Annotated in this window: 16 protein-coding genes and 3 tRNA genes; 6 read left to right on the top strand and 13 right to left on the bottom strand. The window is 53.8% G+C overall.

Annotation, left to right across the window (positions count from 1 at the left end):
• Positions 1 to 49: 49 nt before the first annotated feature.
• The 4 genes from VOI14_RS13165 to dbpA form a co-directional block, all read right to left on the bottom strand.
• Positions 50 to 1,384 carry a sodium ion-translocating decarboxylase subunit beta gene (locus VOI14_RS13165; protein ID WP_323752504.1) on the bottom strand — a complete coding sequence of 445 codons (1,335 nt, stop codon included), beginning with the start codon at positions 1,382 to 1,384 and terminating at the stop codon, positions 50 to 52.
• Positions 1,385 to 1,397: 13 nt separating this feature from the next.
• Complete coding sequence (oadA, locus tag VOI14_RS13160; RefSeq protein ID WP_305897696.1) at positions 1,398 to 3,179, bottom strand: sodium-extruding oxaloacetate decarboxylase subunit alpha; 1,782 nt, start codon at positions 3,177 to 3,179, stop codon at positions 1,398 to 1,400.
• Between the two features lie 41 nt (positions 3,180 to 3,220).
• Positions 3,221 to 3,472 (bottom strand): OadG family protein, encoded by a 252-nt coding sequence (locus VOI14_RS13155; protein WP_323752503.1) that lies wholly within the window; start codon positions 3,470 to 3,472, stop codon positions 3,221 to 3,223.
• Positions 3,473 to 3,689: 217 nt separating this feature from the next.
• A complete protein-coding gene (gene dbpA / locus VOI14_RS13150; RefSeq protein ID WP_323752502.1) occupies positions 3,690 to 5,063 on the bottom strand; it encodes an ATP-dependent RNA helicase DbpA in 1,374 nt (457 codons plus the stop codon).
• A gap of 103 nt (positions 5,064 to 5,166) precedes the next feature.
• On the opposite strand from dbpA, the gene VOI14_RS13145 reads away from it, so the two are divergent.
• The 3 genes from VOI14_RS13145 (at position 5,167) to VOI14_RS13135 (ending at position 8,625) form a co-directional block, all read left to right on the top strand.
• Positions 5,167 to 5,703: a DUF2058 domain-containing protein gene (locus tag VOI14_RS13145; protein ID WP_323752501.1), complete on the top strand. Its 537-nt coding sequence runs from the start codon at positions 5,167 to 5,169 to the stop codon at positions 5,701 to 5,703.
• A gap of 161 nt (positions 5,704 to 5,864) precedes the next feature.
• Positions 5,865 to 7,619: an SDR family oxidoreductase gene (locus VOI14_RS13140; protein ID WP_323752500.1), complete on the top strand. Its 1,755-nt coding sequence runs from the start codon at positions 5,865 to 5,867 to the stop codon at positions 7,617 to 7,619.
• Between the two features lie 19 nt (positions 7,620 to 7,638).
• Complete coding sequence (locus VOI14_RS13135) at positions 7,639 to 8,625, top strand: metal-dependent hydrolase (RefSeq protein ID WP_323752499.1); 987 nt, start codon at positions 7,639 to 7,641, stop codon at positions 8,623 to 8,625.
• A gap of 124 nt (positions 8,626 to 8,749) precedes the next feature.
• Here the strand turns inward: VOI14_RS13135 and VOI14_RS13130 are convergent, their stop codons facing one another.
• The 7 genes from VOI14_RS13130 to alaS all read right to left on the bottom strand — a co-directional run bounded on the left by VOI14_RS13130 (position 8,750) and on the right by alaS (position 14,468).
• Positions 8,750 to 9,550, bottom strand: coding sequence for a MerR family transcriptional regulator (locus VOI14_RS13130; RefSeq protein WP_323752498.1), 801 nt, complete (start codon positions 9,548 to 9,550; stop codon positions 8,750 to 8,752).
• Positions 9,551 to 9,675: 125 nt separating this feature from the next.
• A tRNA-Arg gene (locus VOI14_RS13125) sits at positions 9,676 to 9,752 on the bottom strand.
• 21 nt (positions 9,753 to 9,773) lie between these two features.
• A tRNA-Arg gene (locus VOI14_RS13120) sits at positions 9,774 to 9,850 on the bottom strand.
• Between the two features lie 60 nt (positions 9,851 to 9,910).
• Positions 9,911 to 10,000 (bottom strand) — tRNA-Ser (locus tag VOI14_RS13115).
• A 125-nt stretch (positions 10,001 to 10,125) separates the two neighbouring features.
• Entirely contained in the window at positions 10,126 to 10,323 is a 198-nt protein-coding gene (csrA, locus tag VOI14_RS13110) for a carbon storage regulator CsrA (protein ID WP_133005221.1), read from the bottom strand.
• Between the two features lie 170 nt (positions 10,324 to 10,493).
• Positions 10,494 to 11,732, bottom strand: a complete 1,239-nt coding sequence (locus VOI14_RS13105) for an aspartate kinase (RefSeq protein ID WP_323752497.1) — start codon at positions 11,730 to 11,732, stop codon at positions 10,494 to 10,496.
• 105 nt (positions 11,733 to 11,837) lie between these two features.
• Positions 11,838 to 14,468 carry an alanine--tRNA ligase gene (alaS, locus tag VOI14_RS13100; RefSeq protein WP_323752496.1) on the bottom strand — a complete coding sequence of 877 codons (2,631 nt, stop codon included), beginning with the start codon at positions 14,466 to 14,468 and terminating at the stop codon, positions 11,838 to 11,840.
• 141 nt (positions 14,469 to 14,609) lie between these two features.
• On the opposite strand from alaS, the gene VOI14_RS13095 reads away from it, so the two are divergent.
• Positions 14,610 to 15,146 carry an RDD family protein gene (locus VOI14_RS13095; RefSeq protein WP_323752495.1) on the top strand — a complete coding sequence of 179 codons (537 nt, stop codon included), beginning with the start codon at positions 14,610 to 14,612 and terminating at the stop codon, positions 15,144 to 15,146.
• Positions 15,147 to 15,163: 17 nt separating this feature from the next.
• On the opposite strand, the gene lptG is transcribed toward VOI14_RS13095, so the two are convergent.
• Positions 15,164 to 16,225, bottom strand: a complete 1,062-nt coding sequence (gene lptG / locus VOI14_RS13090; RefSeq protein WP_323752494.1) for an LPS export ABC transporter permease LptG — start codon at positions 16,223 to 16,225, stop codon at positions 15,164 to 15,166.
• Positions 16,218 to 17,321, bottom strand: coding sequence for an LPS export ABC transporter permease LptF (gene lptF, locus VOI14_RS13085; protein ID WP_323752493.1), 1,104 nt, complete (start codon positions 17,319 to 17,321; stop codon positions 16,218 to 16,220). Before lptF ends, lptG begins: the two co-directional genes overlap by 8 nt.
• 221 nt (positions 17,322 to 17,542) lie before the next feature.
• Between lptF and VOI14_RS13080 the strand changes: the two genes are divergently transcribed.
• Both VOI14_RS13080 and VOI14_RS13075 read left to right on the top strand, forming a co-directional pair.
• The gene (locus tag VOI14_RS13080) at positions 17,543 to 19,033 is read left to right on the top strand and encodes a leucyl aminopeptidase (RefSeq protein ID WP_323752492.1); all 1,491 of its coding nucleotides are present in this window, start codon (positions 17,543 to 17,545) and stop codon (positions 19,031 to 19,033) included.
• Positions 19,023 to 19,535 (top strand): DNA polymerase III subunit chi, encoded by a 513-nt coding sequence (locus VOI14_RS13075; protein ID WP_323752491.1) that lies wholly within the window; start codon positions 19,023 to 19,025, stop codon positions 19,533 to 19,535. Before VOI14_RS13080 ends, VOI14_RS13075 begins: the two co-directional genes overlap by 11 nt.
• Positions 19,536 to 19,743: the final 208 nt, after the last annotated feature.

The following is a 19,743-nucleotide window of genomic DNA, read 5'->3' as shown; positions in this document are numbered from 1 at the left end:
AAAAAACCCGCCGAAGCGGGTTTTTTTTTGGTACAGCATGAAGTGAAGATCAGCTCAACAGCTTGATCATCACACCTGCTGCAACCGCAGAGCCAATAACACCAGCCACGTTCGGGCCCATAGCGTGCATCAGCAGGAAGTTCTGCGGGTTAGCCTCAAGACCAACCTTGTTGGATACCCGCGCTGCCATTGGCACCGCCGATACACCGGCAGAACCGATCAGCGGGTTGATTGGGTCTTTGCTGAACTTGTTCATCAGCTTAGCCATCAGAACACCTGACGCAGTACCCACACCGAACGCAACAACACCCAGCCCCAAGATACCCAGCGTCTGGCCATCCAGGAACTTGTCTGCCATCAGCTTGGAGCCAACCGACAAACCCAGGAAGATGGTGACGATGTTGATCAGCGCGTTCTGAGCCGTATCACTCAGGCGCTCAACCACGCCACACTCACGCATCAGGTTACCGAAGCAGAACATACCCAGCAGCGGTGCTGCATCTGGCAGGAACAGCACTACAGCAATCAGAACAACCAGCGGGAAAACGATCTTTTCCTTTTTGCTGACCGGACGAAGCTGGCTCATCTTGATAGCCCGCTCTTCACTGCTGGTCAGCGCCTTCATGATTGGTGGCTGAATCATCGGAACCATTGCCATGTATGCGTATGCAGATACAGCAATTGCACCCAGAAGATGCGGAGCCAATACACTGGCTACGTAGATAGAGGTTGGGCCATCTGCGCCACCGATGATACCGATCGCAGCTGCTTCAAGGATGTTGAAGTCCAGCACGCCAGTCCAGTCCAGCAGTGCGGCACCAAGAACCGTACCAAAGATACCGAACTGAGCTGCGGCGCCCAGCAACATGGTCTTCGGGTTCGCCAGCAGAGGACCGAAATCGGTCATCGCGCCAACGCCCATAAAGATCAACAGCGGGCCAACAGTACTGCCGATAACAACGGAGTAAAAGTTATACAGCATGCCGTTGCCGTAACCGAAGTCTTGGGCAAGCGAGTTCGCCATTGCCATTTCGGAATAGCTGGCCTCTTTCACCGCTACTTTGAAGGCTTCCTTCAGTTCAGGTGTTACCGCCTGCCCTGCTTGATAAGCCACATCCAGTGGCACTGCCAGTGCCGCCAGAATCTGCGTAGCATCGCTCTTCAGCGCAAAGTGAATCGCATTTTCCGCCGCAGTCAGGGCCAACCCTGCCTCCGGGATGTTCGCCAGAATACCGCCGAAACCAATTGGCACCAGCAGCAGTGGCTCAAAGCCCTTGCGAATCGCAAGGAACAGCAGCAGCAGGCCGATGGCGATCATCACCACCTGACCAAACTCTATGTTGAACAGGCCACTGCCTGTCCAGAGTGTCATTATCTTATCCATGGAATGCTGGCCCTTATGCGATTGTCAGCATTTCATCATCAACAGAGACGGCGTCACCGACTTTGATGAAGACTTCACCGATGGTTCCGGCCTTGGGTGCGCGAATCTCGGTTTCCATTTTCATGGCCTCGAGAATGATCAGCACGTCACCTTCTTCAACCGTGTCTCCTGGAGAAACCAGAACCTTCCAGATGTTTCCGCTCAAAGGCGCGCCAACAGGCTCACCGCCGCCGGCAGGTACTGGTGCAGCCGCTGCAGGCGCAGAGGCGGAACCGCCCTGACCTTCGATCTGGCTGATTTCACCACCTTCGGTAACGGCAACAACGTACTTCTGGCCGTTCACTTCAACGGTGTAGTTCTCAGGACCTGCAGCTTTCTTGGCCGGAGCTACGTCGTCTGCACTTGGCACCGGCTCAAAGGCGTCCGGGTTACCACGATTCTCAAGGAACTTCAGGCCAATCTGCGGGAACAAAGCGTAAGTGAGAACGTCGTCCACTTCCTGCTCAGCCAGCTTGATGCCTTTCTCGTCGGCCAGACCTTTCAGCTCTGCAGTCAACTTGTCCATTTCTGGCTCAATGTTGTCGGCCGGACGGCAGGTAATTGCTTCGGCTCCATCCAGAACACGCTCTTGCAGCTCTTTGTTGAAAGGCGCCGGTGCAGAACCGTACTCGCCCTTCAGAATCGCAGAGGTTTCTTTGGAGATAGACTTGTAGCGCTCACCGGTCAGTACGTTCAGAACAGCCTGAGTACCTACAATCTGGGAAGTCGGCGTTACCAGCGGGATGTAACCCAGGTCTTCACGTACCTTTGGAATTTCGGCAAGAACTTCGTCGAACTTGTCAGTCGCGTTCTGCTCGCGCAGCTGGTTTTCCATGTTGGTCAGCATGCCACCCGGAACCTGAGCAATCAGGATTCGGGAGTCTGTACCACGCAGGCTACCTTCAAACTTCGCGTACTTCTTACGCACTTCACGGAAGTAAGACGCAATTTCTTCGAGCAGATTCAGATCCAGACCGGTATCACGATCGGTACCTTCCAGAATCGCAACCACCGCTTCCGTGGGTGAATGGCCGTAAGTCATACTCATGGAAGAGATCGCGGTATCTACGTTGTCGATACCCGCTTCCGCAGCTTTGATCGCCGTAGCAGTAGACATGCCCGTGGTGGCGTGGCACTGCATGTGAATCGGGATATCCAATTCTTTCTTCAGGCGGCTGACCAGGTCGTAGGCAACGTAAGGCTTCAGAATACCCGCCATGTCTTTGATGGCGATGGAATCTGCACCCATGTCGGCGACTTCTTTCGCCAACTCAACCCACATATCAATGGTATGCACCGGGCTGGTGGTGTAAGAAATGGTGCCCTGTGCATGCTTACCGGTTTTACGAACTGCTTTAATTGCAGTTGCCAGGTTGCGAGGATCGTTCATTGCATCGAAGATACGGAACACATCAACGCCGTTTTCGGCAGCACGATCTACAAAACGCTCTACCACGTCATCCGCGTAATGACGGTAACCCAGCAAATTCTGGCCACGCAGCAACATTTGCTGTGGCGTGTTAGGCATTACTTTTTTCAGTTCGCGGATACGCTCCCATGGGTCTTCGCCCAGGTAACGAATGCAGGAGTCAAAGGTAGCACCACCCCAAGATTCCAAAGACCAGAAACCCACTTGGTCGAGTTTCTCGGCAATCGGCAGCATGTCGTCTAGCCGCATGCGGGTGGCAAGCAGGGATTGGTGGGCGTCACGTAGAATTACGTCCGTAATCCCCAGCGGTTTTTTCGTGTCAGTCATCGTGTCAGCCTTCTGTTAAAAGGTTCTAATCCGTTCCCGGGTCACTTCTTGTGGCGTGACCGGTATTGTGCAATCGCCTTCTTAATGGCCTCGGCGGTGTCAGGGTCAACCGACGTTGGCGCCTTCGGCTTGGCACGTGGCGTTCTAGCCGGGGTTGCCGGCTCTGGCGGAGCAAGCCGCAGAATGATTTTCGACATCAGGCCGGTTGCGAATACCAAAATAACCAGAAACGCGAACACAAAGCCCATACCGGCGATCATCAAATCTACGGCGTGTGACATCAGCTCATTCATATTGAACAGCTACCTGTATTGGTTTGTGATTTCCCCGTTCCTATCACACACTTTTAGACAAACGTCTAATAGCGCACAAAATCAAAACGGGAGGCAAAATCCCGCGTAATTTACCGTTTTCATTGTTGTGGAGCAACCAAAAGCCTATTTTTCTATAGGGATTTCCCGAGCGTACCCGAAAAAATCGGCGTTAAGCGCTCGAGAACGCACTCCTTGGTCAGATATAACGCACCCGAATTTTCCGACCTTTCACTTTTCCCTGCTCCAGCCGGGACAGCGCCTTGCCTGCCCACGCCACATCGACGGCCACGAAACACTGAAAATCGAACAAATCAATCTTTCCTACCGCTGACCCAGGGATTCCGGCCTCGCCCGTCAGAGCGCCAAGCACATCGCCGCGACGAACCTTCTCTTTGCGTCCACCAGCCAGACAGAGGGTTTTCATAGGCGGGACAACAGGTCTTACAGGCTCCGCAAGCAGTTGCCCGGTATCACCCCACTCTGCTGTCAGGCCGCGCGCGCTTTCTAATCGAGAAATCTTGTGGCCCTGTTTGGGCGTGCACAATGTAACCGCATGCCCCTGCTCACCAGCACGCCCTGTGCGACCAATCCGGTGCGTATAAACTTCGGGATCCCGAGCGGGCTCCGCATTGATAACCAGAGGCAATCCTTTGATATCCAAACCGCGTGCCGCAACATCGGTTGCCACCAAAACCGTACAACTCTGGTTCGCAAACTGAACCAGGGTGCTGTCACGCTCTCTCTGCTCCAGATCACCGTGCAAGGCCGAAGCAGCGAACCCCATCTGCCTGAGCGCGTCCGCAAGATCGTCGCAGTCCCGCTTGGTAGTGCAGAAAACCAAACTCGCTGTCGGCTGGAATCGGGACAGCAATCCGGCAACCGCCTCCACTTCCTCTCCGGGCGCAATTTCATAAAACAGCTCTTCAATCGTGGCTGTAGAATCTTTCACCTCGATCCGAACGTCTTCCGGGTCCACCTGAAAACGCTCACTCAGGGTACGAATGGGCACCGGCCAGGTTGCCGAGAACAACAGGGTCTGCCGCGAGGAAGGTGTTTGCGCAAGAATGCCAGCCACAACCTCCTCAAACCCCATATCGAGCATGCGGTCCGCTTCATCCAGAACCAACGTATTCAGGTTCTCTAGCGACAAAGTACCTTTGCGCAGGTGATCTTCGATTCGTCCCGGCGTGCCGACGATGATGTGCGCACCATGGCTGAGTGATCCGATTTGAGGCCCAATCGAAACACCACCGCACAAAGTCAGCACTTTGACGTTCTCTTTGGCGCGTGCCAGCTCCCGCAAGGCTTTAGCCACCTGATCCGCCAACTCACGGGTAGGACAAAGCACCAAAGCCTGAACCGAAAATCGTTTGGGCTGAAGTTTTTCAACCAAAGGAATACCGAACGCAGCCGTTTTGCCACTCCCGGTTTGAGCCATGGCAATCACATCTTTGCCCGCCAAGGCCGGCGGCAAAGCCTTTACCTGAATGCCGGTAGGCTGCGTGAAGCCCAGCTGCTCAAGGTTAGCCAGCATGGTCGAAGAAAGGCCAAGCTCTTTAAAAGAAGACATAGAAAAATCCGTGGGATGAATAATCGTGGGTGATTGAGTTCGCTCTGACGGCGTATACTAGAGATAATTTGGTTAAGTTTATCACGAATCTACGGAGTCACTGATGGCGTCTTTGCAGGACCAATTACTCAAAGCCGGGCTCGCCGATGAAAAAAAAGCCCGCACCATTCGCTCTGAGAAGCGCAAACAACGTAAACAGCAGCCTAAAGGTGCCGCCCAAGTCAACGAAGTTGAAGAACGGGCACGCCAAGCTCGCCAGGAGCAGGCCGAGCGAGACCGGCAACTGAACCTGGAACGCCAAAAAGAAGCCAACAAGAAAGCCATCCAGGCCCAGATTCGCCAACTGGTAGAAACTAACCGCCTGGATCGCAGCCGCGGTGAAACGTCTTACCAGTTTGTGCACGAGAAAAAAATCAAAAAGATTTTTGTCGACGACCAGATGGTGGATCAGTTGTCACGAGGCCGGCTGGCCGTTGTTTTTGTTAACAGCGAGTATGAGCTGGTCGCAGAGGCCGTGGCCCGCAAGATCATGGAGCGGGACGAATCTGCGGTTGTGGTTTTGCACGATCGCACGGCAGAAGATCAAGGTGATGATGACCCATATGCTGGCTACGAAATACCCGATGACTTAATGTGGTAATGATAACCATCAGCCCCGCTCAATGCGGGGCTTTTTTTGAGCACACGTAATTTCCGCCCGTACAAATCAAAACGCACCCACCCAAAACCCCACGCCTCATTGACCAACTCACCGCTTATTGTTACATTTTCCAATGTATCAATAACGACAGAGTTCAAAGCATGAACGAAAGCAGCCAATTCATCGAGAACAAAGGGCTTCGCCTCCATGTCCGCGAGTGGAACAAAAATGCCGATACGACCATCGTGCTTGTCCACGGCTACCCCGATTGCAGCCATATCTGGGACGCCACAATAGGCGAGCTTGCAAAGCGCTTTCATGTCGCCGTGTACGATGTTCGCGGTGCGGGAAAATCCGACGCCCCCCACCGTACCAAGGACTATGCCCTGGAGCATCTAACGGCTGATTTTCGTGCCGTTCTCGACGCAGTTAGCCCCGAAAAGCCCGTGCATCTTGTTGGCCATGACTGGGGCTCAATACAATGCTGGGAGTTTGCCACTCATCCCAACCTTCAAGAGCGCATAAAGTCATACACCTCAATTTCAGGCCCCAGCCTGGACCACGTTGGCTATTGGTTAAAACAAGGTCTGAAGAGCGGAAAACCAACCCAAATTAACAAAATAGCCAAACAAGTCGCTCACTCATGGTACATCGCTGCGTTTCACCTTCCCGTTTTGGCCCCCACGCTATGGAAATCGGGACTGGATAAACTTTGGCCTCGCTTGCTTCAGCACGTTGAAGGTATTGAAGAATGTCCACATTTTGACAGTCAGCGGAAAGATGGTGCGATGGGCGTTCGCCTATACCGCGCCAACGTAATCCCGCGAATCACCTCGCCACAAGAGAAGTCGACACAACTTCCCGTACAACTTCTTGTCCCAAAACGAGACAAATTTGTAACCCCGATGCTGTTTGAAGACTTGCACAAGTGGGTTCCGCGACTTTGGTGCGAAGAAATCAATGGCGGGCACTGGATACAGGTTAGCCATCCTGAAGTTGTCGCGAATCGTCTTTGTCGCTTTGTTGATTTCATTGAATCCGGCGCACCCGATAGCGATGCCCCACCCGGATTGGATCGCCACCGCGTTCAGGGAACGCGAAAGGTATTCAGCGGTAAACTGGCGGTTGTGACCGGAGCAGGAAATGGCATTGGGCGAGAGACACTGCTCGAGCTCGCTAAAGCTGGCGCAGATGTCATTGCAATCGACATTGACACTGATGCCGCTGCGCGTACCGCTGAACTCGCCGGCCTTCTCGGCGCTCGAGCCACGAGCTATACCATGGACGTGGGAAGCGCCGGTAGCTGGGATAAACTCGCACGCGAGCTAGCCAAAAAAGAACAAGTCCCCGATATTCTGATCAACAATGCCGGCATCGGGATGGCTGGCCCCTTTTTGCAAACCAGCCGCGCAGACTGGAGACGAATTCTCAATGTGAACCTCTGGTCTGTCATTCACGGCTCTCAGCTCTTCGGCAAACAAATGGCCGAAGCTCAAAACAATGGCGTTGTTATCAACGTCTCGTCAGCAGCAGCTTTCTCCCCCAATCGCTCCATGAGCGCCTATTCCACCACCAAAGCCGCTGTTCGCATGCTTTCCGATTGTATGCGGGCCGATCTGGCCCATCACGGCGTCAGAGTCATCACTGTATGCCCAGGCATTGTGAACAGCGGAATTACCGACCGAACACGATTTGTGGGCAAAAGCGCCGAAGCTGAAAGCGAAGACCGAAACCGGGCATCCAAGTTGTATGCCCGTCGAAATCTCAGCCCCGCAGCCGTCTCCTCCAGCATTATTAAGGCATTGAAAAATGACCAAGATGAGGTGCTGGTTGGCCCGGAAGCATACGGCCTGAACCTTATCGGACGGGCCTCTCCGTCACTGAGCCGCTGGCTGGCAAAGCTAGAGCTGGCTTAACAACAACAGGAGATTAACAATGGCAACAATCACTGCTTCAAAAGCTAGCAAGATAAACTGGCCGCGCTTCCAAAAACAGCAAAAAGGCTCTTCAAGCCCGCATTCTCTCACTCCGCGTCGTGTGGAATTCAACTGGGCAGACACGCCGTTGGAATGGATTCCCGGGCAACCGTTTGCGAGTCACTTCATCAATCAAATCAATATGATCCTGCCAGCTGGAGAATATTGGTTCTGCCGACTTTTTAACAAGGCTCTTCCACACATCACCGATGAGAAACTCCGAGAGGACGTACAAGCCTTTATCCGACAGGAAGCCATGCACGCACGCGCTCATGGCGGCGCCGTCGAGGAATACTTGCAAAACCACAACATAGAAACGGCCCGAAATACCGATTTCATGGATAGCCTGTTCAAGGTGGCTCTGGCCGACAACCCGTTTGGACAAAAAATCCCCAAACGATTAGAACGGAACTGGCTGGTATTTCGCTTAGGTTTAGTCGCAGCTGTCGAACACATGACATGCGTTCTTGGCATGTACGCGCTGGAAAACAAAACGTGGGACGATGCTGGTGCGGATGAGGTGCTTCTCGATCTGTTGCGCTGGCACGGCGCTGAAGAGGTTGAGCACCGTTGTGTGGCCTTTGATTTATATCAGCACCTTGGCGGCAGCTATGCATCTCGCTCCTATTTGGCGCTGATTACCTTCCCTCTTATTTTCGGATTATGGGCCGACGGCGCAGCACATCTGATGAAACAGGACTCACGCTTCGCCAAAAAACGACCCAGCATTTTCCGGCCGTGGATTTGGCGTGAATGGAGTCGAGCTGCGAAAACAGGCCACCTGCCAGGCCTGACCTGGCTGACCCTGAAAGAGCTATCCTTCCTGTCACCGTTCTATAATCCCTCTAACGAAGGATCAACAGAGCTGGCCTTGAATTATCTGAACGGCTCACCCGCCTACCTCGCCACGCAGAAACCGGAAACGAAGACCACCGCATCTGCGTGAAGCTTCAGAATTAACAAATATCACGTCTGATCTTCCTCCCGGCAGCAGCACGCCGGAGAGGAAGTCCGTGTAGCTTCAACAAACGTGAAATACCTAAAGAAGCTGTCGAGTGGAGACAGTTTCTTTATCGCTCCTCTTGCATATTTTCTATGACAGCAGAGAGACGATCGCCCAAGAAATTGCGCAGGGAACGGTTAAGTGCAAGCTCAGCTTCAGCACGAATTGTTTGATGAGCGAGTGGGCGAAGCTCCCAAATCAACTGAGAAAGCTCACGAATGGTCTCAGAGGGCGGCAGCTCATCGCCAAACTCATCGTAGCGTGCAACAGCAACCTTCACCAAACCGTCCGCTGCCCGCTGCACATTGCCCCGTAAAAGGCGCAACAGATCGATGATTTCATCAAAAGACATACCCAACTTGACCAACTGAGCGCCGGCTTCAATAAGCCTCGGACTCGGAGCCACAAACTTGGTGCGTTTGCGCTCTATCAGGCCCAGCTTGACCGCGTCATCAATCATGCTCTTACTGCTACTCTTCAGACCGAACATTTTGAGGAGATCCGCAAGGCTGTACTCACGGGGCGCTTCAGATGAGAAAGCAAGCGTGATCGCCTTCTCCAAGCCCAAAATGTCCTCTAAATGACGTCCATCGGTCCATGCGGCAAGCAATTCACGAATATTATCAATGGAATACCCGCGATCTAGCAGGTTATTGATAATGTCGAGCCGAGCGGCATGCGAATCAAAGTAGATGCCCAAACGTCCGCGTTTTTCAGGAGGCTCGAGAATTCCCCGGTCCTGGTACGCACGGATGTTGCGCACTGTGGTACTGCCACGGCGCGCGAGGTCGTCGATGGTGTATTCGCCTTCGGCCAACTGGCGTTTACTTGTTTTTCGTCCACGACGATTAATGATGGGATTATTCATGCCTGCATTATATAACAGACGTAGTCATTGGCAACTAGCGCCCCTAAGGCAGATAGATAAATTTCAGACATAAAAAAACCCAGCACTTAGGCTGGGTTTTTAGTTGTCTCTCAACAACTTAATAATGGCGCGGCTGGGAGGATTCGAACCTCCGACCGCCTGGTTCGTAGCCAGGTACTCTATCCAGCTGAGCTACAGCCGCTAAAAACTTGTTTGCGAAAAATGGCGCGGCTGGGAGGATTCGAACCTCCGACCGCCTGGTTCGTAGCCAGGTACTCTATCCAGCTGAGCTACAGCCGCACATCTAGTCGCATGTGGTTGAAAGCAACTTCAACCTGTTCTCATTCTTCCGAGAAAGAATGGCGGAGAGGGAGGGATTCGAACCCTCGGTACGATTTCTCGTACGGTTCCTTAGCAGGGAACTGGTTTCAGCCACTCACCCACCTCTCCTTGAGAACGGTGCGTATACTACCACAACTTTTCTGTTTTCATAGGGTTGACACGACTTTTTTCTAATCGATTTGCACTAAAATTAAAAAAGCCGCTCAAGTTACCCCTGAACGGCTTTTTTCTGATCAACTATTGCCCGGTTCTGGCTCATCGGAGCCTTTTTCGGACTGAATGCGCTGATAGATTTCTTCACGGTGAACCGCTACGTCTTTAGGAGCATTCACTCCAATACGAACCTGATTCCCCTTTACCCCGAGAACAGTGACGGTCACTTCGTCACCGATCATCAGCGTTTCGCCAACACGGCGGGTTAAAATAAGCATATTTCAAACTCCCTATTGCAAAGCTACCTGTTCCGACTGTTACTACTTTTTACTTATTGCTTTTATAAAGGGATCACCTATCAAACTATAGACGCAATAACACTTATGCCAAAATAGCTCTTGATAGATATTACCAATGACCCAGAGATACGCCCCTCAGCATCCTGCTATCAAGCGCTCTCATCTACCCCAGCGTTTTCCAGCCCGAACGTGCTATGCAACGCGCGGACGGCCAACTCGAGATACTTTTCATCGATCACCACCGAAACCTTGATTTCAGACGTGGAGATCATCTGAATGTTAATGCCTTCTTTCGACAATGCCTCAAACATCTGGGTAGCAACACCGGCATGGGAGCGCATGCCAACACCCACGATACTGACTTTGGCGATTTTGCTGTCGCCACCCACTTCACCCGCGCCAATTTCCTCAGAAATACCACGCAGAATGCCTTGGGCACGCTTCAAATCGGGGCGATTCACGGTGAACGTGAACGCTGTTTTGTTGTCCTGACCAACGTTCTGAACAATCATGTCAACTTCGATGTTGGCATCGCTGATTGGCTTCAGAATTCTCAGGGCGCTACCCGGAGTATCCGGCACACCGGAAATAGTCAGCTTGGCTTCATCACGATTAAAAGCAATGCCGGAAACAACCGGTTGTTCCATGGCCGTATCATCCTCAAAAGTGATCAGGGTTCCTTCGCCTTCCTGGAAGCTGGAAAGCACCCTTAACGGAACGTTGTATTTACCTGCAAACTCGACAGCACGGATCTGTAGAACCTTTGAACCCAGGCTCGCCATCTCGAGCATTTCCTCAAATGTAATACGATCCAGCCTGCGCGCACTATCTACAACACGCGGGTCGGTCGTATAAACACCGTCTACATCGGTGTAGATCTGGCATTCATCGGCCTTCAGCGCTGCAGCCAGTGCAACAGCAGTGGTATCGGAACCACCGCGACCAAGCGTGGTAATGTTTCCCTGCTCGTCCACACCTTGAAAGCCGGCCACCACAATCACTCGGCCTGCATCAAGATCTGACTGCATCCGATGCGCATCAATGTCTTTGATGCGAGCCTTGTTGTGACTGTTATCGGTCAAAATCCGAACCTGGCCACCCGTATAAGAACGAGCGTCACAGCCACGTTTTTGCAGCGCCATGGACAGCAAAGCAATTGTCACTTGCTCACCGGTGGAAACCAGTACGTCCATTTCCCGTGGTGTAGGCTCTTCCATAATGTCGCCGGCCAATGCGATCAGGCGATTTGTCTCACCGCTCATTGCCGAGACCACGACAACGATATCGTGCCCTTCCTTGCGGAACCGACATATCTTGTCGGCCACCGCCTCAATCCGCTCGGTTGTGCCGACGGATGTACCACCAAACTTTTGAACCAACAGAGCCATGTTTTGCCAAACTCCGAACCGGGGACCCAAAGCGGAGCCCTAAGGCTCCGCCATCGTATAAAGCGGGCGGATTATAAACCCGTGCCCACTCCGGAAAACAGCGTCTTACTGGATATTTCCTTCAACCCAGGCAGGCACACCCGCCAGAGCGTCGGCCAGCTTCGACGCATCATTGCCACCACCTTGAGCCATGTCCGGACGGCCACCGCCTTTTCCATCCACTTGGGCACACAGGTGCTTCATCAAATCACCCGCTTTAACCTTGCCTGTAGCGGACTTGGTCACACCGGCAACCAGAACAACTTTGCCGTCTTCGACAGTGGCTAAGACCACCACACCTTCACCCAGCTTGTTCTTCAGCTGGTCGGCAGTTTCCATCAGCGCCTTTCGATCAGCTCCATCCATCTGCGCCGCAACGACTTTGAGGTCACCCACTTGCACGGCAGACGCCGCCAGATCACTACCAGCAGAACTGGCCAACTTCGCTTTCATCGCTGCGATGTCTTTTTCCAGCTGACGATTGCGGTCAAGAGTTTGCTGGACTTTGTCTACCAACGTTTCCGGAGTCGCCCTCACCAGCTTGGCGGTTTTGCGCAACGTGCTCTCGGTTTCATCTACCCACCCCAGCGCGCCAAAGCCAGTGACCGCTTCGATACGACGAACACCCGAGGAAATACCGCTTTCGGAGGTGATTCGCATCATGCCGATATCGCCCGTACGAGAGACGTGAGTACCGCCACAAAGTTCCACAGAATATCGATCAGAACCCATGCTTAGCACTCGCACCACATCACCGTACTTCTCACCAAACAGTGCCATGGCTCCTTTTTCCTGCGCGGTTTCCATGTCCGTCACATCAATTTCAACTGGCGTATTCTGGAGTACCTGCTCATTTACCTGGCGTTCAATTTCTTTCAACTGCTCAGGTGTAACCGCTTCAAAGTGGGAAAAGTCGAAACGCAGTTTGTCCGGGTCAACCAATGAGCCCTTCTGGTTTACGTGCTCACCCAGCACCTTGCGTAAGGCTGCATGCAGCAAGTGCGTAGCGGAATGGTTGCGCTTGGTACGCTCGCGACGTTCATGATCGATGCGAGCATCCACCTCTTGCCCCACACTCAACTCACCTTCAATGAGTTTCCCCACGTGCAGGTGGTTCTCTCCGTCTTTACGGGTATCCGCAACTTCAAAGCGACCACCATTCCAGGTCAGCAGCCCGGTATCACCCACCTGACCACCGGATTCGGCGTAGAACGGGGTGCGTTCAAGCACAACCACACAGTCATCGCCGGCCACGGCCTTGCGCTCTTCACCGTTAACCAAAACCACGCGCACACGTTCTTTTCCATCGATGTGGTCGTAACCCGTGAACTCGGTTTCGCCGTCAATACTCAGACCTTCAGCGTTGTAATCAACTCCGAACTTGCTGGCCGCCCGGGCACGTTCGCGCTGAGCTTCCATCGCTTTTTCATAGCCGGTGTAATCCAGAGTCAAACCGCGCTCACGAGCGATGTCATTCGTCAGGTCAACCGGAAAGCCGTAGGTGTCGTAAAGCGTGAAAACCGTTTCGCCAGGAATCTCAGAACCTTTCAGTTCGGCAATATCCTGCTCGAGTAAACGCAGCCCTTTATCCAGAGTTTTAGCGAACTGCTCTTCTTCCTGCAGCAATACCTTTTCGATCTGCTTGAGGTTGCTAACCAACTGCGGGAATGCTTCGCCCATCATGCCCGCCAGAGGCTTGGCCAACTTATGGAAGAACGGCCCATTAGCACCCAGCTTGTTACCGTGGCGCGCAGCCCGTCGAATGATCCGGCGCAAAACAAAGCCACGACCTTCATTAGAGGGCATGACGCCATCTGCAATCAGGAAAGAACAGGAACGAATATGGTCTGCCACCACGCGGAGAGAGGCCTCCGTGGTCGCCGCACCGCCGAGGATGTCAGACGCCGCTTTCAGCAAGTCTTGGAACAGGTCGATTTCGTAGTTACTGTGCACGCCCTGCAATACTGCCGCGATACGCTCAAGGCCCATACCGGTATCCACCGAAGGCTTAGGCAGGTTCAGCATTTCGCCATCAGCAGTTCGGTTGTACTGCATGAACACCACGTTCCAGATTTCGATGTAACGGTCACCATCTTCTTCCGGGCTGCCGGGAGGGCCGCCTGCCACATCCGGGCCATGATCAAAGAAGATTTCAGTGCAAGGGCCGCAAGGACCGGTATCGCCCATCTGCCAGAAATTATCTGACGCGTAACGGCCACCTTTGTTATCACCGATGCGAACAATGCGCTCGGCAGGCACGCCCACTTCTTTATTCCAGATATCGAAGGCTTCATCGTCATCCGCGTAAACGGTCACCCACAACTTCTCGATCGGCAGATTAAGCCACTGCTCACCGGTCAGAAAGGTCCAGGCAAAATTGATCGCTTCACGCTTGAAGTAATCACCAAAGCTGAAGTTGCCCAGCATCTCGAAGAATGTGTGGTGACGCGCGGTGTAACCTACGTTTTCGAGGTCGTTGTGTTTACCGCCGGCGCGCACACACTTCTGGGTTGAAGTCGCCCGAGTGTAGTCGCGCTCTTCCCGACCAAGGAAGGTATCCTTGAACTGGTTCATGCCCGCGTTGGTAAACAGCAATGTTGGATCATCCGCTGGAACCAGCGAACTACTCGGAACAATGGCGTGACCGTGCTGTTTGAAATAATCGAGGAACGTCTGTCGCAACTCTGCGGTTTTCATAGCCCTTTGATACCTTTCCAGAAACCCGCCGAATAGCCGGCAGGTCCGCGATTGAAATACGAATACTTACATGCGTGTGCAAATCCGCTACTCTAGCACACGCCGAGAACATGAAAAACGTGAAACCTCATAGGAGAACCCATGCCCCGCCGCTTCCACGACGCCGAGGAACTACTAGCGCCAGCCACTGCATTAAAGCGGGCATTGGCCATTATCTACGACGGCTTGATCAGCATTGCTGTGCTCTTGGTGGCCACATGGGGTTACACCATGGTTTCCGGCTGGATTACAGGCTGGGATACCTACGAACACATGGCAGAAGAAGGCCAGCTATCCGGAGACCCCGGGCTAACGTTTGTTCTGTTCCTTGTGCTGTATCTGTTCTTTGCTTATTTCTGGACCCGCGCCGGCCAGACGCTGGGCATGCAGGTTTGGCGGGTGCGCATCGAAAACCTTGACGGCACATCCGTCACCTGGACCCAGTCATTGCTTCGCTACGGAACGGCGTCTGCCGTCGTTTTTCTGGCGATGCTCGGCGGTCATTACCTTGGTGCTGTCACATTGTTTCTGACGGTACCAGCCATCATTGCCTTGTTTTACCCGATCAACGGACTGTCAGTCACCGACCGGATTTCCGACAGTGTGGTTGTAGCATTGCCGAAACCTACCAAGAAATAACCTAACTTCGGGCCGGCTTAGCCGGCCCGTCTCATTAACACCGCTCCCACCGCAGCATTGAGGAGTATCGGCGCCAGCACCGCAATCATCGGGTTGAAGCCGTAAACCATGCTCATCGGCCCCAGCAAATCCTGCATGTACTTGAACAGCAGCCCCACCAGCAAGCCGGTAAACACCCGGAAGCCCATGGTGACCGAACGCAGCGGCCCGAAAACAAATGAGATAGCCACTAGCACCATGACGGCAGTCCCCAGAGGCATTAATGCTTTTTTCCAGAACGCCAGCCAGTACTGTGCGGCGGTCAGCCCCTGCTCACCCAAATAACGGGCGTAGGTGAACAAGCCGGTCATTGAGAGGTTTTCAGGCTTCACAATCAGCACGCTCAAAACTTCCGGAGACAAACCGGTATCCCAACGCAGTGACGCCTGCTCGTTGCGCACCGTACGCTCACCTTCGAAACGGGTTGTGACCACATTTTCGAGAATCCAGTGATCGCCATAGAAGGCCGCAGTCTCCGCGAAACTCGATTCGGTCAACTGCCGCTGGTTATCGAATTCAAACAACGAAACGCCCATCAATACACCGTCTGGCTGCACCGCGTTCAGGTGTATGAAGGTGTTACCTTCGCGATGCCAAACCCCATGGGCCTCGGCCACATTCTTGCCGGCACCCAACGCCACCGCTTTATCGCTCTGGGCAATACGCTCAGTGGTCGGGGCCACATACTCACCAATGAACACGCCAAGCAAAACCACGATCAAGGCCGGCTTCATGGCTGACCAAACGATGCGTTTCAGCGAAACGCCGGCTGCCCGTATAATCGTCAATTCAGAAGAACTGGCCATGGTTCCCAGCCCCACCAAGCACCCCATAAACGCGCCCAGAGGCAGGTAATCATATATGCGGCGGGGCAACGTCAGCGCTACATACCAAAGCGCCTCCAGGGTCTGGTAGCCGTTTCGGGTATCTTCAAGCTCGGCGATGAACGCGAAAATCAAATCCAGCGACAGCACCACAACCATCACCAAAAACATGGCGCCGCCGACGGTACTCATCACGTAATTGTCAATCTTACGCATGGCCATTCGCCTCCTTTACAAGACGGCGACGATTCAACCAGGCCGGGCCAAACTGCAACCACAAACCCAACGAAAGGAACAGCGCATGAACCCACAACATGCCCAGCCACTCCGGCACCTTGCCATCAGCCAGTGCATCTCTGGCAACGATCAGCAGCCCTAGGTATGTGATGTACACCAACATCGCTGGCAGCAAATGGAAGAAACGGCCCTGTCGCGGGTTAACCCGACTCAGACGCACCGCCAGCAACGTTATAATCGGAACAATCAACGGCAGAGAAATCCGCCAGTGCAACAGCGCACGATCTTCCGGTTCATTCGAGTGCCAAAGGTCGAGCGTTGAAACACCTTCTTCCAACTCTTTGGTGCCTGCCTCTCCACTCTGGATTTTCAAGCCATAAGCCTCGAAGAGCGTAGCGTTATAATCGAGCTGGCCGGGCACACCCTGAAATCGACCTCCGCCTTCAAGAATCAAAAACCGGCTGCCAGTTTCCTCATCAATCAGCTGTGAACCGGTTTCAGCCGTAATCAACGTTATACCTTCGCCGTCACGGTCATATTCAGCAATAAAGACACCTTGAAGTTGGCGCTTATCATCGCTGAGTGACTCTGTGTAGGTAACCCTTGTCCCCGAAGTAAAATCCTGGAACCGGCCCGGCGCGAGCATTTCAAACTCGGTGGCTTTGCGCTGTTCATTAAAGATCTGCTCAACTTGTTTCATGCCCCACGGCGATACGTATAGGCTCATCGCGCCGACAACAAACATAACAGGCAAAGCGCCAAGGAGCGTTTTCGACAGCAACTGACGTTCACTCACACCGCAAGCAAACAACACCGTCATCTCGCTCTCGAGATACATACGGCCATAGGCCAACAAAATGCCGATAAACAAACCCAGCGGCAGAATCAGCTCAAGAAAACCCGGAAACCGGTAACCCATGATGGCAAACAATACGCCCGCCGCAATTTCACCCTCTGCGGCACTACCCAGGTACTTGATGAACCGGCCACTCATAAAAACCAGCAACAAAATGCCGGAAACGGCGAACATGCTCACCATAATCTGGCGAATGAGGTAACGGAAAATGATAGTCAAATCAGTCTCTCTGGTGGCGCCCGGTTAGAAGATGGTGGATACAGGAAACTGCGCGTATTCTATGTAACCTTGCAGCCGAATGACAGTAAAGCACTCATACATTAAAGCCATCCGTGCAATATAAGGCACGCGCTTGATTATTCGAGGCTTAGCCCCAATCCTATTGAACATGCACTAAGCCCTACTCGGCCCAACATTCGAATCACACAACAGGAGTTGTCATGAATTTCAGCCTGAGCAACAAAGCCATCACGGCGACCAACACCGATTGCCTCGTTATCGGACTGCCCGAAAACGGTGAGTGGCCGGAAACCACCAAAGCAGCAGACCAGGCTTTGGGAGGGCTGATCAAACAACTGGAACAAGCCGGCGACCTGACGGGCAAAAATGCCTCGGTTAACACCCTGCCCCTTACGGAGCAGCCTTGGCAACGAGTTATTGTAATCGGCACAGGCAAAAACGACGACCGCCATCAGGCCATTTACCACAAAGCTTTAATTGCCGCCGTTGGCGCAATTAAAGACGGCCCTTCCAATAGCGCCGTCATCTGCCTGACCGACACCCAAATTCAGGGTTCAGAAGCCATCGCTTCAGAAGACGCGCGCTTGAACCTACTTGGCCGCACGCTGGAAGAACAACTCTACACATTCACCGGATACAAGAGCGAGCAGCCCCCGGCCCGCAAACTGAACAAAATTATTGTTCAGGCATCTGACGCTGACCAGTCTCAGAAAGACGCCTTCAACCTGGGCCTCGCCACCGGCCGCGGCATGAACTACACCCGCGATCTGGGCAACACCCCGCCGAACGTTTGCCACCCGGTATGGCTGGCAGAACAGGCGCAAAACATGGCCAAAGAGCACGACTGCATCAAAACCGAAGTACTGGATGAGAAGCAGATGGCAGAGATGGGCATGAACACCATACTGGCCGTTGGCAAAGGCTCCGAGCAGCCTCCCCGCCTGATTGTTATGGAATACCGCGGCGGCAAAGCTGACGAAAAGCCTTACGTATTGGTCGGCAAAGGCATCACCTTCGACAGCGGCGGCATCAGCCTCAAGCCCGGCGCAGGCATGGACGAAATGAAATACGACATGGGCGGCTCCGCCAGCGTATTCGGCACCATGCAAGTACTGGCCGAAACCAAGCCCAACATCAACGTGGTTGCTGTGATTGCTGCCGCCGAAAACATGCCCGACGGCTCCGCATCACGCCCCGGCGACATTGTCACCACCCTGAGCGGCATGACCGTTGAAATCCTCAACACCGACGCCGAAGGCCGCCTGGTATTGTGCGATGCCCTCACCTACGTGAAGAAGTTTGACCCGGAAGCCGTCATCGACCTGGCCACCCTGACCGGCGCCTGCATCATCGCACTGGGTCATCAGGCCACCGGCATGCTGGCCAACAACGACAAACTGGCCAACGAACTGCTGGCCGCTGGTGAAAGAACCGGCGACCGCGCCTGGCGCCTGCCTCTGTGGGATGAATACCAAAGCCAGCTCGACAGCAACTTCGCCGACATGGCCAATATCGGCGGCCGCCCCGCAGGCACCATCACCGCCGCCTGCTTCCTGTCGCGGTTTGCCAAAGAATACCGCTGGGCCCACCTGGACATCGCCGGCACCGCCTGGGATTCCGGCAAAGCCAAAGGCTCCACCGGCCGCCCGGTTCCCCTACTGGTCGACTACCTGATGTCTCATGCAGGGTAACCAACCGCCCCATCCACCGGAGCCCGGCAGCCCAGCTGCCCGGCCCTCCGGCCAGGATGCCAAAAACCAGCGCTACTGGTTCCACATCCTCGCCCAAAACACCCCAGCCGCCCGCAACCTCCACGCTGCCAAACTGGTGGACAAAGCCTGGCAGCAAGGCGACCGTGTGTGTGTGCTATGTGAAAACCAGCAACAGGCCCAAGAACTTGATGATCTACTCTGGAACTTCACCCCAGACGCCTTCATCCCCCACAGCATCGCAACCGACCCAACCACCCCATGCTCAGACCCGGTCGGCATCCTGCTCTACCCACCGCCAGCTTCTGATTGGGACACCGTAATCATCCTGTCCTCCATCCTGCCTGACGAAGCAGATCAATACCGAAGATTGGCTCTGATCGCCCAAAACGACCCGGCGGTACTCAACCAGGCTCGGGATCACTACAAACAGCTGCGAAAGCTGGGTATAGAAGCCCGCTTACACGACATGCGAAAACGCTGACCAACACGTTTGCCACTTAACAGGGATACGTTCGCCCGAACCAAAGCGACCATGTATAATGGCCGGTTTCAAACTTCCCCATCGTGAATCAACCAACGGTCACTGCAGAAACCCATGGAAAAAACCTACCAGCCAGAAAACATCGAGCGCCAGTGGTACGAAAACTGGGAATCCAAAGGGTACTTCCGCCCCAGCGGAGAAGGCCAGT

Origin of the sequence: Marinobacter sp. (assembly GCF_034669625.1) — a bacterium.
Taxonomy (GTDB): domain Bacteria; phylum Pseudomonadota; class Gammaproteobacteria; order Pseudomonadales; family Oleiphilaceae; genus Marinobacter.
Note: the sequence above shows the minus strand (reverse complement) of the source record. Positions and strands in the feature narration are given on the sequence as shown.